This is a genomic window from Shigella sp. SIG3 (assembly GCF_053555855.1).
Map to the genome: position 1 here is coordinate 26,645 of NZ_JBQZXE010000017.1, position 16,806 is coordinate 43,450.

The 16,806-nt window shown below is 49.9% G+C and carries 12 protein-coding genes and 2 pseudogenes; 1 reads left to right on the forward strand and 13 read right to left on the reverse strand.

Annotated features, from left to right (window positions below; all coding sequences use genetic code 11):
- Positions 1-122: 122 nt before the first annotated feature.
- From pqiC to rlmKL, 5 genes and pseudogenes are all read right to left on the reverse strand, one after another.
- Complete coding sequence (pqiC, locus tag ACUU1I_RS05785) at positions 123-686, reverse strand: membrane integrity-associated transporter subunit PqiC (protein WP_000759120.1); 564 nt, start codon at positions 684-686, stop codon at positions 123-125.
- Positions 683-2,323, reverse strand: a complete 1,641-nt coding sequence (pqiB, locus tag ACUU1I_RS05790) for an intermembrane transport protein PqiB (protein WP_000445541.1) — start codon at positions 2,321-2,323, stop codon at positions 683-685. The genes pqiC and pqiB overlap by 4 nt, the downstream gene beginning before the upstream one ends.
- A gap of 4 nt (positions 2,324-2,327) precedes the next feature.
- Positions 2,328-3,581: a membrane integrity-associated transporter subunit PqiA gene (gene pqiA / locus ACUU1I_RS05795; protein WP_000333178.1), complete on the reverse strand. Its 1,254-nt coding sequence runs from the start codon at positions 3,579-3,581 to the stop codon at positions 2,328-2,330.
- Positions 3,582-3,710: 129 nt separating this feature from the next.
- Positions 3,711-5,618 (reverse strand): annotated as a pseudogene (locus ACUU1I_RS05800) (ABC transporter ATP-binding protein).
- A gap of 11 nt (positions 5,619-5,629) precedes the next feature.
- The gene (gene rlmKL, locus ACUU1I_RS05805; protein ID WP_001086555.1) at positions 5,630-7,738 is read right to left on the reverse strand and encodes a bifunctional 23S rRNA (guanine(2069)-N(7))-methyltransferase RlmK/23S rRNA (guanine(2445)-N(2))-methyltransferase RlmL; all 2,109 of its coding nucleotides are present in this window, start codon (positions 7,736-7,738) and stop codon (positions 5,630-5,632) included.
- Positions 7,739-7,981: 243 nt separating this feature from the next.
- Here rlmKL and ycbX point away from each other — a divergent pair, with 243 nt between their 5' ends.
- Positions 7,982-9,091 (forward strand): 6-N-hydroxylaminopurine resistance protein YcbX, encoded by a 1,110-nt coding sequence (gene ycbX / locus ACUU1I_RS05810; protein WP_000224274.1) that lies wholly within the window; start codon positions 7,982-7,984, stop codon positions 9,089-9,091.
- Here the strand turns inward: ycbX and zapC are convergent.
- The 8 genes and pseudogenes from zapC to ACUU1I_RS05850 form a co-directional block, all read right to left on the reverse strand.
- The gene (zapC, locus tag ACUU1I_RS05815) at positions 9,088-9,630 is read right to left on the reverse strand and encodes a cell division protein ZapC (RefSeq protein ID WP_004991542.1); all 543 of its coding nucleotides are present in this window, start codon (positions 9,628-9,630) and stop codon (positions 9,088-9,090) included. The two genes, ycbX and zapC, sit on opposite strands and share 4 nt — an antisense overlap.
- A gap of 173 nt (positions 9,631-9,803) precedes the next feature.
- Positions 9,804-10,814: a quinone-dependent dihydroorotate dehydrogenase gene (gene pyrD, locus ACUU1I_RS05820; RefSeq protein WP_001370288.1), complete on the reverse strand. Its 1,011-nt coding sequence runs from the start codon at positions 10,812-10,814 to the stop codon at positions 9,804-9,806.
- A gap of 110 nt (positions 10,815-10,924) precedes the next feature.
- The gene (locus ACUU1I_RS05825) at positions 10,925-11,662 is read right to left on the reverse strand and encodes a fimbrial chaperone (RefSeq protein WP_001111451.1); all 738 of its coding nucleotides are present in this window, start codon (positions 11,660-11,662) and stop codon (positions 10,925-10,927) included.
- A complete protein-coding gene (locus ACUU1I_RS05830; protein ID WP_000919486.1) occupies positions 11,628-12,143 on the reverse strand; it encodes a fimbrial protein in 516 nt (171 codons plus the stop codon). The genes ACUU1I_RS05825 and ACUU1I_RS05830 overlap by 35 nt, the downstream gene beginning before the upstream one ends.
- Before the next feature lie 7 nt (positions 12,144-12,150).
- The gene (locus ACUU1I_RS05835) at positions 12,151-12,693 is read right to left on the reverse strand and encodes a fimbrial protein (RefSeq protein ID WP_000730632.1); all 543 of its coding nucleotides are present in this window, start codon (positions 12,691-12,693) and stop codon (positions 12,151-12,153) included.
- 11 nt (positions 12,694-12,704) lie between these two features.
- Complete coding sequence (locus ACUU1I_RS05840) at positions 12,705-13,775, reverse strand: fimbrial protein (RefSeq protein ID WP_001165647.1); 1,071 nt, start codon at positions 13,773-13,775, stop codon at positions 12,705-12,707.
- Positions 13,766-16,365 (reverse strand): annotated as a pseudogene (locus tag ACUU1I_RS05845) (fimbrial biogenesis usher protein). Before ACUU1I_RS05845 ends, ACUU1I_RS05840 begins: the two are co-directional and overlap by 10 nt.
- 24 nt (positions 16,366-16,389) lie before the next feature.
- On the reverse strand, positions 16,390-16,806 hold a 417-nt coding region (locus ACUU1I_RS05850; RefSeq protein WP_449144814.1), incomplete at its 5' end, for a fimbrial biogenesis chaperone.

Sequence of the window (16,806 nt, forward strand, 5' to 3'; positions counted from 1 at the left end):
GCTACACGGGCATGTCGGTTGTACAAAAAATGTGAAGAGGAACAAATTTTTCCGCACGTTAGAAACAAAAAAACCGCCTCAGGCGGCATACCGGAGACGGTTATATTTACAAATCTTTATAATTAAGGTAGACGCTTTATCTCTTGTGCAATAGAAGCGGCTTCCTGACTCCAGACACCGGCCAGCACTTTAACCATCTCATCGTAACCATCCTGAGTTTGCACTCCTTCCAGACGGAACGGACGTTTGATCAGTTGTCCCTGGTGGTTCAACAGCCACTCACCACTGACAATGACCTTGCCATCATAGCGACCGTTAAACTCCGTTACGGTAACATTGAGCGTGTCCTGGGCGCTTCCCAGAGGCTGGGAGGCAACCACCCAGCCGGGCAGTTGCGTACTCAGGTTGGCAACCAGGGTGTTGCGCAACTGTTGATCCAACGGGCTGGCCCACAAGTTGTTGTTGGCAATCACATACTTCACATCACTGGTTTGATAAACCACACCATTCCCCGCCAGATAGTCAGGAACAGTGACCTGCTCTACCCATAACAGACGATTGCCCTGGCTGGCGGTACTTTGTGTACCGCTCTGCACCACAGGTAACTGGTAATAGTTTTTATTAATTTCGCCGGAGCTGCATCCGGCCAGCCACAGTGCTGCAATCGTCACTAGCCACTTTTTCATTGTTTCGCCCTCTTCGGCTCTGGATCTTTTTTGTCCTTCGCTTCAAATACCAGCGCGTTACTCTTCTCATTGAGCGTTTTCAGCACCGGTTGCAGTTCTCGCAACACCTGATCAAGGCGCTGCATATCCGCCACCATCTTGTTGTAGGCTGCGGAGCCAGGCTGGAAGCCCTGCATGCTGCGATTCAATTCACGCAACGTTGACTGCATATCCGTCGGCAACTGCTGCATCGACTGGCTGGCGAGGATCTTGTTCATGCTATCCAGCGTCGTTTGCAGGTTTTTCATTGTGCGCTGACTTTCAGAAAGCGTACTGGTTGCCTGTTCAATCATCGGATTCAATGGCAGTTTGTTGATCTTATCCAACGCTTCCATCAGTCGTTGCTGGATTTGCGCCAGGCCGCCGCTAACAGTCGGGATAATCTGATAACCATTAAATTCACGAATACCGGTTATTGCAGGCGTATTTGGATAGAAATCGAGATCAACATACAGTGCACCAGTGACCAGGTTTCCGGTTTTCAGCGATCCGCGTAAACCACGTTTCAACAATTCGCCAAGGTGCTCAACAACATCCGCATTTTCGCCAAGCTGCATTTTCAGCCGCTCTGGCTCGATACGAATCAGTACCGGAATACGGTAATCATCGTTAAATGTCTGACGCATATTCGGCGCAAAGAATGGCACTTTGCTTACGGTACCCAGGCGAATACCCCGGAATTCTACCGGAGCTCCCGGTTGCAGACCGCGTACCGAATCTTTAAAGAACATCAGATAATCAATGTGATCGGTGTACAACGAATCCTGAATGCTCTTCTGATCATCATACAAAACGAAAGCTGTTTTCGGTGCCACTGGCTGCCCTAAATCCAGACCTTCCGGCACATCAAAGCTAACACCGCCACTAAGCAGCGTTGTCAATGAGCCCATCTCCACACGCATCCCCGCTGACGTCAGATCAACCGCAATGCCACTATCTTTCCAGAAGCGAACATTGCTGGTCACCAGTCGGTCATAAGGTGCATTGATGAACAGTTGATAACTGATATTGCGTTTTTGCGTATCGAAGGTGCTGGTTTCAACCGAACCTACCCGATAGCCACGGAACAGCACCGGATCTCCTGGCGAGAGCTGCCCGGCTTTTTTGCTATCGAGAATCACACGGATACCTTTCGCATCAGGCGGGGCCAACGGTGGTGAGTCCAGCAAATCGTATTTATCCATTTTGCTGCCTTTCGCGCCTGGCTGCAGTTCGATATAAACTCCAGACAGCAGCGTTCCCAGGCCGCTAATCCCTTCGCGACCAATCTGCGGTTTCACCACCCAAAAGACGGTGTCTTTATGCAGCAATTTTTCCATACCGGAATTCAGCCGCGCTTTGATTTCAACGTGCGTCAAATCATCAGCCAGTGTGGCGCTTTCAACCACGCCGACGTCAACGCTACGGCTTTTAATGGTGGTTTTGCCACCTTCAATTCCTTCCGCATTCGCGGTGATCAGGGTCACTTCCGGTCCCTGATGGCTGTAATGATAAAAAAGAACCCAGGCCCCAATGAGCGCCGTGACGATAGGAAATATCCACACGGGAGACCAGTTCTTCACTTTCTGGATTTTGGCTTCCCCATTATTAGATTCCATACTGTCAGGACTCCTCATGCTCTGATTCAGGTTGACGATCCCACGACAAACGCGGGTCAAACGTCATAGCAGAAAACATTGTCATTATGACGACTAAAGCAAACATTAATGCACCCATTGCCGGATAAATACTCATTAAACCTCCCATACGCACCAGCGCCGAGAGCACCGCGATAACGAAAACGTCAATCATCGACCAGCGGCCTACAAACTCAACAACTTCATAAATCAAATGCATTCTTTCACTGTCGCGCTTGCCATGCCCTTTGGCATCCCAACACAGCCACGCGATGGCGCTCATCTTTAACGTTGGCACCATAATACTGGCCAGAAAGATCACCACAGCGACGGGATAAGAGCCTTCGCTCCATAACAGAATGACCCCAGCGAGAATCGTCGACGGCATCTTCGAGCCTAATAAATCCGTCACCATGATGGGCAAAATATTAGCCGGAAGATACAGCATGATGGACGTTACAAGCAGCGCGAGTGTCCACTGCAGGCTGTTTCTACGCCGAACGTACCCTTTGGTACTACAACGCGGGCACACGGGTTCATCAGCAGGAAGGATTGCCGTACAACAGGAGCACGAACGCAGCCCCTGACGTATCCCCGTGACGCCTGGTTTTAGCGGCTGGCGCAGTTCTGGCATCGGGGCGATGTCGTCCCATAACCAGCGACGATCAACGCACTGAAAAGCGCGCAGTTGCAGGACACAAAATAAACACCAGGGGAGAAAGCTGCTGCCTACCCCAATGCTGCCGTAAGCCATCAGTTTAACGAAACTGACCAGCACACCCGCGAGGAAAATCTCCGCCATTCCCCAGGTTTTGAGTTGAAAAAGCACCCGTGCCAGTTGCTCTTTTAAACGGACCGGTAATTCCGCGCGATTCACCAGTAACAGAATGGTTATCAGACAAAACGCGGGAACCAGTTGCACAAACAACAGGAAAAAGGTGCCGAGGCTGGCGTAGTCCTCAGAAAAAAGCACGCCGGGAATTTCCAGTAATGTAATTTCACTGGTAACTCCTGCAACGTTCATATTCACAAAAGGAAACAAGTTGGACAGCAACAGCATGAACAGTGCAGCCAACGCATAGGCGGTGGGACGCTGCCGAGGGGCATCCCACGCCACGGTTAACGTTGTGCCACACCGGGGACATGCCGCTTTCTGACCATGCTCAAGGCGCGGTAACGCCACCAGCATGTCACACTGCGAGCACAGGATGTGCTTCGCGGCATGATGATGTTCGCACATTGGTACTCCTTAATGATGCGCTATTTTACAGATGACTAACAAAGTGTTGGTTTTCATGCCTGATAAACCCAGTTCATCAGGCAATTTTACCGTTGTCAGCTGTCTCTGTTTAAATCGACTATTTTGCGATCAGCCACCATTTTTTAACGCTTCAAGATACTCCCAGCGTTCAAAGGCTTGCTCCAGCTCCTGCTCTGCAGCAGCCATATCAGCAAGCACTTTTTGCGTCTGCTCATGCGGCTGACTGAAGAAGGAAGCATCCGCCACTTGCGTCTGTAGGGCTTCCAGCTTCGCCTCCAGATCTTCGAGCAATTGCGGTAGCTGCTCCAGTTCGCGCTGCAATTTATAGCTTAGTTTGCTACTGCTGCGTTTTACAGTTTCTGCTTTTGGCGCGGCGGCTTCTTCGCTTTTTTTCACCGCAGGCTGTTTGAGTGCCACATATTGTTCTTGCTGACCACGGGCATCATGATAACCGCCAACATAACGACCAATTTTACCGCCGCCTTCGAAGATCCAGCATTCTGTAACGGTGTTATCGACAAACTGACGATCGTGGCTAACCAGCAATACCGTGCCCTGATAGCTGTCGATCAGTTCTTCCAGCAGTTCCAGCGTTTCGACATCAAGATCGTTGGTCGGTTCGTCAAGAATCAATAAGTTGCTTGGTTTGAGGAACAAACGCGCCAGCAGCAAGCGGTTCCGCTCACCGCCAGAAAGCGCACGTACTGGCGTCATCGCCCGTTTCGGATGGAACAGAAAGTCCTGCAAATAGCCCAATACGTGGCGTGGCTTGCCATTAACCATCACCTCTTGCTTACCTTCGGCAAGGTTATCCATCACCGTTTTATCGGGATCCAGTTCCGCGCGGTGCTGATCGAAATAAGCCACTTCCAGTTTGGTGCCAACGTGAATACGCCCGCTGCCCGCTTGAAGCTGACCGAGCATCAGTTTCAGCAGCGTGGTTTTGCCGCACCCATTCGGACCAATCAGGGCAATTTTGTCGCCACGTAGAACCTGGGCAGAAAAATCTTTCACCAGTTGCTTACCGTTAACCTGGTAGCAAACGTCTTCCATTTCGAAAACGATCTTACCGGAGCGGCTGGCCTCTTCCACCTGCATCTTTGCGGTACCCATCACTTCGCGACGTTCACCACGTTCGCGACGCATCGCTTTCAGGGCGCGTACGCGGCCTTCATTACGGGTACGGCGTGCTTTGATCCCCTAGCGAATCCACACTTCTTCCTGCGCCAGTTTGAGATCGAACTCGGCATTTTGTAGTTCTTCCACGCGCAGGGCTTCTTCTTTTTCCTGCAGGTACTGGTCGTAATTCCCTGGATAGGTCACCAGCTTGCCGCGATCGAGATCAACAATGCGCGTCGCCATATTGCGGATAAACGAACGGTCGTGGGAGATGAAAATAATCGTCCCATTGAAGGTTTTAAGGAACCCCTCCAGCCAGTCGATGGTTTCGATATCCAGATGGTTAGTCGGTTCGTCCAGCAGCAATACGCGCGGATTGCTCACCAGCGCGCGTCCTAATGCCGCTTTACGCAACCAGCCGCCGGAAAGCGACGACAGCGCAACGTTAGGATCTAACCCCAGTTGCGCCAGCACTTCGTTGATGCGGTTTTCCAGCTGCCACAGGTTGTGGTGATCCAGCTGTTCCTGAACCTTCGCCAGTTCGTTGAGATTTTTCTCGCTCGGGTCGTTCATCACCAGGCACGAAATATCGTGATAGCGTTTCAGATATTCCGCTTGTTCTTCAATGCCTTCGGCAACGAAATCATAAACGCTACCCTCAACGTTACGCGGCGGATCCTGTTGCAGACGAGCTACAATCAAATCTTGCTCATAAATAATGCGACCGTCATCCAGCCCTTGTTCACGGTTGAGGATTTTCATTAACGTCGATTTTCCTGCGCCGTTGCGGCCCACCAGACAAACACGTTCGTTATCTTCGATATGCAGTTCTGCGTTATCGAGAAGCGGCGCGTCGCTGAACGACAGCCATGCGCCATGCATACTGATTAATGACATTACTATTCCTTTCAGGCTGCGGTAATCAGCCAGCAGTTGTGGATCTGGCGGTTACGGGCGAAATCCTGGGAGAGCGTTTTTTGCGTAATTTCTTGTGCTTTCAGTCCCAGTTTTGCCAGGCCGTCGAGATCCATACGGAAGCCACGTTTGTTGTTCGAGAACATGATCGTCCCACCTGCACGCAGCAGACGTTTCAAATCTTTCATCAGCGCCAGATGATCGCGCTGAACATCAAACGCATCTTCCATTCGTTTTGAGTTAGAGAAGGTTGGCGGATCGATAAAGATCAGATCGAACTGTTCATTTGCCTCACGCAGCCACGCCAGGCAATCGGCCTGAATCAGGCGATGCGCACGCCTAGTCAGGCCATTCAGACGCAGGTTGCGTTCTGCCCATTCCAGATAAGTACGCGACATATCCACGGTGGTGGTGCTGCGTGCACCGCCTAATCCCGCATGCACGGTGGCGCTGCCGGTATAAGAAAACAGGTTGAGGAAATCTTTGCCTTTGCTCATCTGACCGAGCATACGGCGGGCGATACGGTGATCGAGGAACAGACCAGTATCGAGATAATCCGTCAGGTTCACCCACAAGTGAGCGTTATATTCGGTAACTTCAAGAAACTCGCCCTTCTCGCCCAGTTTCTGGTACTGGTTTTTGCCCTTCTGGCGTTCACGGGTTTTCAGCACCAGTTTGTTTGGCGCAATCCCCAGTACCGAAATGGTTGCAGCGATAATATCGAACAGACGCTGACGCGCTTTGTGCGCATCAATAGTTTTTGGCGGCGCATACTCCTGCACCACCACCCAGTCGGCATAACGGTCAACGGCAACGTTATATTCCGGCAGATCGGCGTCATACAGGCGGTAACATTCAATCCCTTCCTGGCGTGCCCACTTCTCGAATTTTTTGAGGTTCTTACGCAGGCGGTTGGCGTAATCTTCCGCTACCATTGCCGGTTTACTGTCTGGTGTGCTTTCGGCAACGTGGTAATTTTTCTGTACGCAGTCCAGCGGGCCGTTTTTCGCCTTGTACTGTTTGTCTGCACGCAGCTGCAGGCAGCTTAGCAGATCCGGCGAGGCACTAAACAAAGAGAGATTCCAGCCACCGAACTGGTTTTTCATGATTCGGCCCAGCAGACTATGCAGCGCAATCAGCGCCGGTTCGCTGTCCAGACGTTCACCGTATGGCGGGTTGCTCAACACTGTACCGTACGGCCCTTTCGGCAGCGGATTGGTCAGTTGCGCGACATCTTTCACCTCAAAGGTGATCAGTTCACCAATCCCCGCAAGACGGGCGTTAGTGCGCGCACGTTGAATCACCCGTGCGTCGCTGTCCGAACCGTAAAAATGAGAGCTATACTCAGCCAGGCCTTTACGGGCGCGAGTTTGCGCTTCCGCTTTCACTTCCTGCCAGATAGCTTCATCATGCTGCGCCCAGCCGCTAAAGCCCCAACGCCCACGGTGCAAGCCTGGTGCGCGATCGGTCGCCAGCATCGCCGCTTCAATCAGCAACGTACCGGAACCACACATCGGATCGAGCAGCGGTGTTCCTGACTGCCAGCCGGATCGCATCACAATAGCGGCTGCCAGGGTTTCTTTGATCGGCGCAATACCAGCACGATCGCGATAGCCACGCAGATGTAAACCATCACCACTCAGATCAAGAGCGATACTGGCGGTTTCTTTATGCAGCCAGACGTTAACGCGGATATCCGGCGCATCGCGATCAACATTTGGACGCGGCAGATTTTTCCGCGTGAAAGCATCGACGATCGCGTCTTTCACTTTCATCGCGCCGTACTGACTGTTGCGGATGGTGTCATTCAAACCACTGAAGTGGACAGCGAAGGTCGCGCCAGGATTAAACATCTCTGTCCAGTTGATCGCCTGAACACCGAGATAGAGGTCTAAATCGCTGTAAACCTTACACTCGCCCAGCGGCAACATAATACGCGAGGCCAGGCGGCTCCACATCAGGCTCTGGTAAACAAGCCGTGTGTCGCCCTTGAAATGGACCCCACCCTGAACCACCTGGCATTCAACGGCCCCCAGATTTTCCAGTTCAGTTTTTAACAGCTCTTCCAGCCCACGGGCCGTACTGGCAAACAGAGAATTCATATCGTCACTTTTACTCTAAGAGCCTACCGCAGTAGGCGTAATTGTTGCAGTCAGTCTGGACATGGAGAGCGCGGAGAAACCGGAGCGTACACAAGTACGTGAGGATTTCGAGCACAACCCAGGGCCAAACTGACAAATAAAATAGCCTAACGGGACAGGCGCTAAGAAAATTGTTGCGCATTATAGCTAATAAGCGCGTCATGTCATAAAGTTGAGGGCTTATTTTCATTTGAGGACCGCACCGTGGCGACATTAACCCGGCTTTTTATTCATCCTGTTAAATCGATGCGCGGCATTGGTCTTACACATGCTCTGGCTGATGTCAGTGGTCTGGCCTTCGATCGCATCTTTATGATCACGGAACCTGACGGTACGTTTATTACCGCTCGCCAGTTTCCCCAGATGGTACGGTTTACTCCTTCACCTGTGCATGATGGCTTGCATCTCACCGCACCAGATGGCAGTAGCGCATATGTTCGTTTTGCTGATTTCGCCACACAAGACGCACCAACCGAAGTTTGGGGCACACATTTTACCGCGCGAATTGCGCCAGACGCGATCAACAAATGGCTAAGTGGATTTTTCTCCCGCGAAGTGCAATTACGCTGGGTGGGGCCACAAATGACCCGGCGCGTGAAACGCCACAACACTGTACCTCTGTCATTTGCTGATGGCTATCCTTACCTTCTTGCTAACGAAGCCTCGTTACGTGATCTCCAACAACGTTGTCCGGCCAGTGTAAAAATGGAGCAATTCCGCCCCAATCTGGTGGTTTCCGGCGCGTCAGCCTGGGAAGAAGATAGCTGGAAAGTGATTCGCATTGGTGATGTGGTGTTTGATGTGGTTAAACCTTGTAGCCGCTGTATTTTCACCACCGTCAGCCCAGAAAAAGGGCAAAAACATCCGGCAGGCGAACCATTAAAAACATTGCAATCTTTCCGCACTGCCCAGGATAACGGCGATGTCGATTTTGGTCAGAATTTAATTGCCCGTAATAGCGGCGTGATTCGCGTTGGCGATGAGGTGGAAATTCTGGCAACGGCTCCGGCAAAAATTTACGGCGCAGCTGCCGCTGATGATACCGCCAACATCACGCAACAACCGGACGCAAATGTAGATATTGACTGGCAGGGACAGGCATTTCGTGGAAATAACCAACAAGTGTTGCTGGAGCAATTAGAAAATCAGGGAATTCGTATCCCTTATTCTTGCCGCGCGGGCATTTGTGGAAGTTGCCGTGTTCAGCTTTTAGAAGGCGAAGTCACGCCGCTGAAAAAATCAGCAATGGGCGATGATGGCACCATTCTTTGCTGTAGCTGTGTACCGAAGACTGCCCTTAAGCTGACGCGTTAGACTGCCTGTTCGAGGCTGAAGCTGTCAACATTCACCTGCGGTTTCAGCCTGTCGTTCATGATTTTAATGGCGTCGCCCAACTGCATCGCGCGACCCGCAATAACAACGCAGGGTTGTGCCAGCAGGCATAGCGCGGCATTTTCGCCAGATTCAACGACCAGCAAATTGACCTGCTCGTGAGTATCGCTCAACCAAACGCAGGCCGCATCGCCCGGCATGGGCACCCACATTTCACCATGGGAGACAAAATGCCAGCTTTTCGGCATTTGCGGTTTGAGATAACGAATTGCTACCAGTGCATTCAGCACCAGTTCGGCTTTTTGGTCTTTAGATAAATTAAAATCGCGGCACTTTTCTTCAAAAGAGAAATAGAGCGCGGCATCATCAACGCAAAAGCCTGCGGGAGAAAAGGCATCTGGAGTCAACATTTTGCGCGCAAAACGTGAGCGAAATAGCATACCATTGGCTAAATCGAGCATCATTCGATCGTGCTCTTCATCGTAATACCAACGCCAGTTATCGTCTGGTTTAATTCGCATCTGCCTCTCCCCTACCCTATAAAACCGCAGCAACACAATCCATTGTTGCTTCGCTTAATAACCTCAACAATAAAAGTACAAAATGTCTAAATAAGCAACAGCGATGAATATAAAACAACCAGGGCTGAAAATAAAGCCCTGATTATCTTATAAAGAGGAATTCGAAGAAATAATTAGATATGGGTAACGATTTCTTTAATCAGCGGCGGACCTTTAAAAATAAAACCAGAATAAATTTGCACCAGTGAGGCACCCGCAGCAATCTTTTCACGCGCAGCGATAACCGAGTCGATGCCGCCAACACCGATGATCGGTAAGCGACCGTTTAATTCTAGTGACAAGCGGCGAATAATTTCTGTGCTTTTTAACTGAAGCGGACGACCACTTAAGCCACCGGTTTGATCGCAATTTTTCATTCCCTGAACCAGAGAACGATCGAGAGTGGTATTGGTTGCAATAACGCCATCAATATTATGGCGAACTAAACTATCGGCAACCTGGATCAATTCGTCTTCAGAAAGATCCGGCGCGATCTTCACTGCGATCGGCACATATTTATGGTGCATCGCTTGCAAATCATTTTGCTTATTTTTAATCGCGGTTAAGAGATCATCCAGCGCTTCACCATATTGCAGCGTGCGTAATCCTGGGGTATTCGGCGATGAAATATTGATGGCGATATATCCCGCATAGGCATAGATTTTTTCCATACAAATCAGATAGTCATCTTTGCCCTGCTCCACTGGCGTATCTTTATTTTTGCCGATATTAATACCCAAGACGCCGTCATAATGGGCCTTTTTTACGTTCTCTACGAGGTTATCAACGCCAAGATTATTAAAGCCCATACGGTTGATCAAACCTTCGGCATCTACCAGACGAAAGAGACGCGGCTTGTCATTACCAGGCTGTGGACGTGGCGTGACGGTACCGATCTCGATCGATCCAAATCCCATCGCGCCTAACGCATCAATGCACTCCCCGTCTTTATCAAGACCGGCTGCCAGACCAAGCGGATTTTTAAACGTCAGGCCCATGCAGTTAACAGGTTTCGCAGGCACTTTCTGCCGCACCAGTGCTTCAAACGGTGTTCCGGTAATGCGGCGTAATTGCTGAAAAGTAAACTCATGAGCGCGCTCTGGATCGAGCTGGAAAAGGGCTTTACGAACGAAGGGGTAGTACATGAACTCTCCTGGATTCCCGGTGTGCAAACCGGGGGCGTATTATGTGCGAGTTCGGACCAAAAGGGAATTGACCTGCGGCAAAAAAAACGCAAACGTTTTCAGAACCTGTTTCAGGGCAGATTTTGCTCCTTCTTTGCACTCAACCCGCCGTAATCATTTATCGTCCGCCAGGCGACATGACACGGTGCTATTACCTGACACCAGTTTGTCTGACGCTGGCTTTTAGGCGGCACGACTCCCGCATTACTTAACGCTTTACCATTTACGCTCACCTGAATCAGGTTAATGTAGTAAGGCGTTGGGTTAGTGAGTTGTACACCCTGCGAATTCCGTGTCCAGCGTAATTGTTGATAAGCTTCCAGCGGGTCGCCCGGCAAACCTTCGTGTCGCCAGAACAGTTTAAATACCGAGCGCATCGCCACTTTTACGCTCTGATTTTCAACTTTGCCGGATGGCACGCTGGCAATGCTTAACTCAAATAGCGTTTCGCGATCCACAGGCAAGATGTCGCTTTCCGTTCTCAGCAAGCGCAACGTGCCTGTAGTACCGGGCTTCAGGAGAATAAGTGGCGGAGCGGCCAGTAATAGTGCTGGCACTGTCGACGCTTCCCCCCCGGCCCAACGCGTTGGGCGATTGATTTTGCTGTTAATAAGCCAAGATTCCTGACTGGTATTAGTCAGTAAAATAGATATCGATTCTCTGTCTGCCGGAAAGATAAATCGCGTTCCGCCGACCACCACTCCTGCCTGCAATTCACCCGCCACCAGCAGCGATAAAACGGCGAAAATCAAGAGCGCTAATCTGTTCCACGTATTAGTCATAATGAAGTACAAATGTCGCGCTGGCATTCACTTTACCCGACTGCACATCGCTATTGACAGGTCGCAATTGCGCATAAAAAGTTAATGGCACCTTACCGCTATGTAGGCTGTAGTCTTTACTCGCCTGGTTAAGCGGAATCAATATCTTCGCATCATCCAGAATCGCAATTGCCAGCCCACTGGCTGCATCCGTACCACTTTCAATGGACAGCATTTCGCTCTGCACTCCGTCGAGGGTTCCTGAAAAGGTGACATCAACCGTGCTGACATCTGTTCCGCAATCCTGCAAATTAATGATGAAAGATTTCTCCGGGCCATAATTCCCATGAAAAAAACGTGTCAGCGAGACATCGCCTAACTGCACATTGATTTGCTTGCTATCCTGTGCCAGCACGCATGTATTACGGCGAAACGATCCGCTAATGTTGACCGTGCCATCATGGGCAAATAGCTCACAGCCCCCCGTTAATCCCAGTAAGAACAGAATCCAGATTATCCGTTTCAACATCACTCCTTCACTGGTAAACCAGATCAAAATAGAGAACCGCCGTCGCATTACCGCCCGTTGCTCCCGCCTTTGTGGACTTATAACGAAGTTGATATTTGAGTGTGTTATCCCCGGCTTTTAAGGGCGTAAGAGGCTGGACCTGATTGAGCTGGATTTCTTGCTGACTTTGCGCATCAAGAATTTGCACGGCAATCCCCGTTGCCATACCACCGCTTCCGCCTGTGTCAGTTAGTTTGAGCAGTGTCGGCGCAAGGGTGTCAGCCTCGCCGCTAAAAAGGACGCCCGCGCCAGTAATACCAGCGGCACAACCGGTGATATCAATATTCAAATCAGCAGCAGTGCTTACGGTATTCGCGGCCTGAAAATCACTGATATTAAAATCACCAATATGAATATTTTGTAATGCACTTTTGGTGGCGACATCACAGCCCTGATCGACCACATTCCCATAAATATGCATACTGACTTGTTCAGGCCCAGCCATCCCGACATGGATGTTAAGAAGGCTAAAGAACAAAATAACGCACTGATATATCGTTTTTTTCTTCATACGTTCACGCGTTAATCAAAATTTATTCTCACCGTTGCCGTGGCTTCAAATCGCCCGGTTTCTGGTGGTACGCCTGTCGTGCTGACTGGATAGACATTCATTCGCGCGATACTGTCTGCATCATCAGGAATAGAGAGCGGTAGTGTCCCACCAGCAGGGGAAATAATGTTGTTCTGGCTATCGGTCACCACCACGCCCACGCCAGGACGTGACGTCTTAATCACCTGGGGATAGCTGGGGTCTGAGGTTGCCGTCAGACTCAGATTGACGTTAACTAACCCTGCGTTTCCCGTGTTACACCTGACCGGAATTGCAAGTTCTGCCGTTCTGGCCCCAAGAGGCTTATGCCCTACAACACGAAAGTTAGCCGCAAATACGTCGCCCAGATCAACCTCGATTGTTTCTCCGGCATTGACGGAACATGAGCCAAGTGAATTGATCGTACCAGACAGGTAATACACTAAAACCGGTGTACCAGTAGTCGTGCAGGAATCACCTGCGGGTATGTTGTAGCATTCAAATAATCGCGCCAGCGCCATAGGAGGAATGACGACCGAACCAACGAACGGCTGCAATATTTTCAGGGAAAAGCTACCGCTATTACCGCTAGCCCCCTGGCCACCTAAACGTTGACCGCCGGGATCGCAAATATGCCATCGTGTATCTGCCCCTGTGCCCACGTTTTCGAAAGGAACCGCAGTAGGAGAACTGCCTTTAACCTGCAATAAAACTTTGGCGGCAAGATAGTCATTAATTTTGTACCAGTTGTCGCCTAAATAGACTAACGGTGAATCCGCGGCGAATGCCCATCGGCCACTTCTGACATTGTCTTTATCGCAATCACAGGAAACATAATAATCACTCGATTCGTTCCACTGATAAAATTTGTCTTTAACTACTCCAGCCGTATTTTCTTCTTCATCCAGAGTTTTAACGCCAAAATTGACGCCAATATACGGATTCCCCTGAGTGGTATGACACTGCCCGATATAAGCAGCAGTTTGAGCGCACCATAGCATTAAGACGGCGGCAAAAAATAGTCGTAGTAATAACACGCATTTTTCTCCAAAGATTATCTGCATATGGCATCCATTCGCGTAATCGCAGAGTTAATTTGTTGTTCGGTAAGCTGGTAACTGATATGACAAATTTGATCGGGAGCTTCGCCCCAGCGTACAGTTATCGCTCCCTGAGCGGGCAAACCGGACATATAGAGCGAGCCATCATCATCAATAATGCCGCTATTAGTCTGTATGCCGTCCAGCGTCGCTATCGCGCCAAAACGCAGCGGTATACCCTGCTTTGATGTTTTCATTAATACCCTTGCTCCCGCATGGGCATTGAACTCCGCCAGAACCAACGCCCCTTTGGTGGGAACCACGTTGACTACTGCATTTTCAAGATCCACGTTACGTTTTAACGATGCCGCATCAAGTGCGATTCGATTTTCCCGATAAGAAGTGGCATAGGGGACAACGGTATATCCGCGCCAGTCAGTTTTCAGCCCGGTGCTGTTCGCCACACGAGTATTCTCTGCGCCTGGTGCTACAATCAGCACGTTAGTTTCCCCCAGCGATTGCCCCAGGGTAATGCCCTGTGAATGGGCAACTAAACTGCCTGAAAGAGCGTAGTTCAGTTGTTGTTGACTGCCGTTATCGCTGTAGTTGTAGCCCACTCGGGCATCTGCAAACGCCCCTTTGTAGTCCATGCTGGCGCTACCATTAGCCGTTTTCCCCTCGCTGTTATATCCCTGTTGCACGCTGTAGCTCAGGTTACCGTCATCGAGTAGTGTCTCCGTTAAACCCAGGTTTTGTGTAATGTGCCCTTCGTTATCGATACTGGTGTTAGAGGTCATCCAGGCGTAATTTTTTTCCTGGTATAGCTATCATTACTTCTGGGGAGCAACAGATTGAGCGGCAGGGAAAAATTTAGTGCAAACACCTGATCAGCATCAGGTTGACCACGGGACTTACTGTAGTTCCAGGAAACCCCCAGCGAGAGATCTTTAATTTGCGTGTTGTAGCCAAACTGTAATAGCCGATCCTGTTGATCGGTATGCCAGTAAGTTTGCTGGCTACCACTTAAATAAAACGAACCGTACTCGCCTAATTGCTGGGAGATATTGACCTGCAGTTTGCCACGTTTGGTGTAAAACAAATTGTAATAACGCGACCACATCGGCGTATCTTCATCATCACCGTCATTAAATTCGTAGCCATCCATATGTTTATACATGGTGTCGGAAAGGGTGTAGAAACCCGACGTCGAATAGCGATAGCCCATCAATTGAAAATTAGTGCCCAATTGGTTGAGCGTTTTGGCATACAGAAAACGATATGACTGACCTTTATGTTCGCTTTGCTCTGCCAGCGTACTCTTCGCCTGGGTCGCATCGAACGAAATTGCTCCGAAATCACCAAGGTTAAATCCCAGACCAAACATGGCGGCACGGTAATATTCAGCATATTGTCCACCACCATACCATGTCGTTCCCCACGGTCCGCCCCACTGCAACGTGGCCTGGGCAAATTTGCTCTCCTGCTGTTCATTACTATTGGTTCTGTATTTCGCCAGTGTCACCGCGTATTTGATTCGCCCCTGACGCTGGAGTAATGGCACGCTGGAAAACGGTACGCTGTAGCTATTGACGCTGCCGTCCGCTTCTTTGATTTCAACTAACAAATCACCGCTCGACGACGTGGAATAGAGATCACTAATTTCAAAAGCACCAGGCGATACATAAGTTTGGTAAATGGTGTAACCATTTTGCTTAATCGTTATCTGGGCATTGCTTTTGGCGATACCACGCACCACAGGCGCAAACCCTTTCAGGCTGTCTGGCAGCATGTTGTCATCTGACGCCAGCTGCACACCACGAAAGCTGACACTATCGAAAAAATCGCCTGCAGTATAATCATCACCTACGGTCAGTTCGCCTTTTAGTGGAATAACCGCCCGCTGCAAATAGCTGCTGAGATTCTTCCATTCTGCGGTTTGGCCACTACTGCGACTCCATGTTGAATTGTTGCGCAATCTCCATGGGCCTAAATTAACGCCACTGTTTAAATTCAGAAAATAGCTGTCGCCAGAATCACTGTCTGCGCTGCTATGAATACTGTTAGCCCCGCTAAACGAATATCCCAGTAATAGCGCGTTGATCCCTTCATCCCAACGTTCAGGGGGGACATAACCACGGGCATTACTTTTGATGGCGATTTGCGGTACTGAAATTTCCAGACGGAGTTTATTCACATTAAACGTTACGCTGGCATCCGGAATAATCTCCGCCAATGGCACACACGCTTGTTTGTCCAGTTGTTTAAAAGCCGGAAACGCATCAGTATTAACACCCATTGCATCCAGGCTTTCAGTCGTCAAACAGGCGGCAATCCCCTTCTCTGGCGTTATCTCAACAAAATTGACGTTGCGCGTATCTACAATTGTCTGATTCAGAACAATATCGACACGATAAACCCCTGGCGTTATTTTTTGTCCTTTTTCGAAACGAGACAAATCGGCCACCATTGAGGGATCATCTTTGAAAAAAGCAGGATCGAACCAGGTTTCAGCTTGTGCATTGAACGCTGCCGACACAAACACCACCAGCCCACCAATAAACGATGGCACTCCACCAGAGCTTAACAGGCTGTGTTGTCGATGAGTTCTATACATCTCGCTCTCTTAACTGAAGACGGCTTACGATTTACAGTTGAGTTGCGGCGTTTCCGCCCCGTAGTCATTGATGGTTCGATACGTTACGCTGCTATTTTTGGCCCCCTTTGGCAGAGAGAATTGGTATTTATCAAAGGGGGAAATCATTTGATTTTTAACTACTTTTCCACCTATTTTCAGGTCTGTCAGGGTAATGAAATAAGGTGTTGGGTTACTGACCGTAACCATGTCAGCTGACGAAGTGCAACGCAGTTTCGCCGGAGCCTCGCCTAAGGGATACGCTAAACCTTTTGGTCGCCAGAAAAGTTTGATGACGCTTTGTGTGGCAATCTTCAGGGTATTTCCCTCTTCCCGCTTCGTTGTTGAAGGGACTGCCCGTACGCTAGTGAAGAAAAGGGTTTCTCTGTCTTTCGCCAACGGCGCACCAATGTACATAATGCG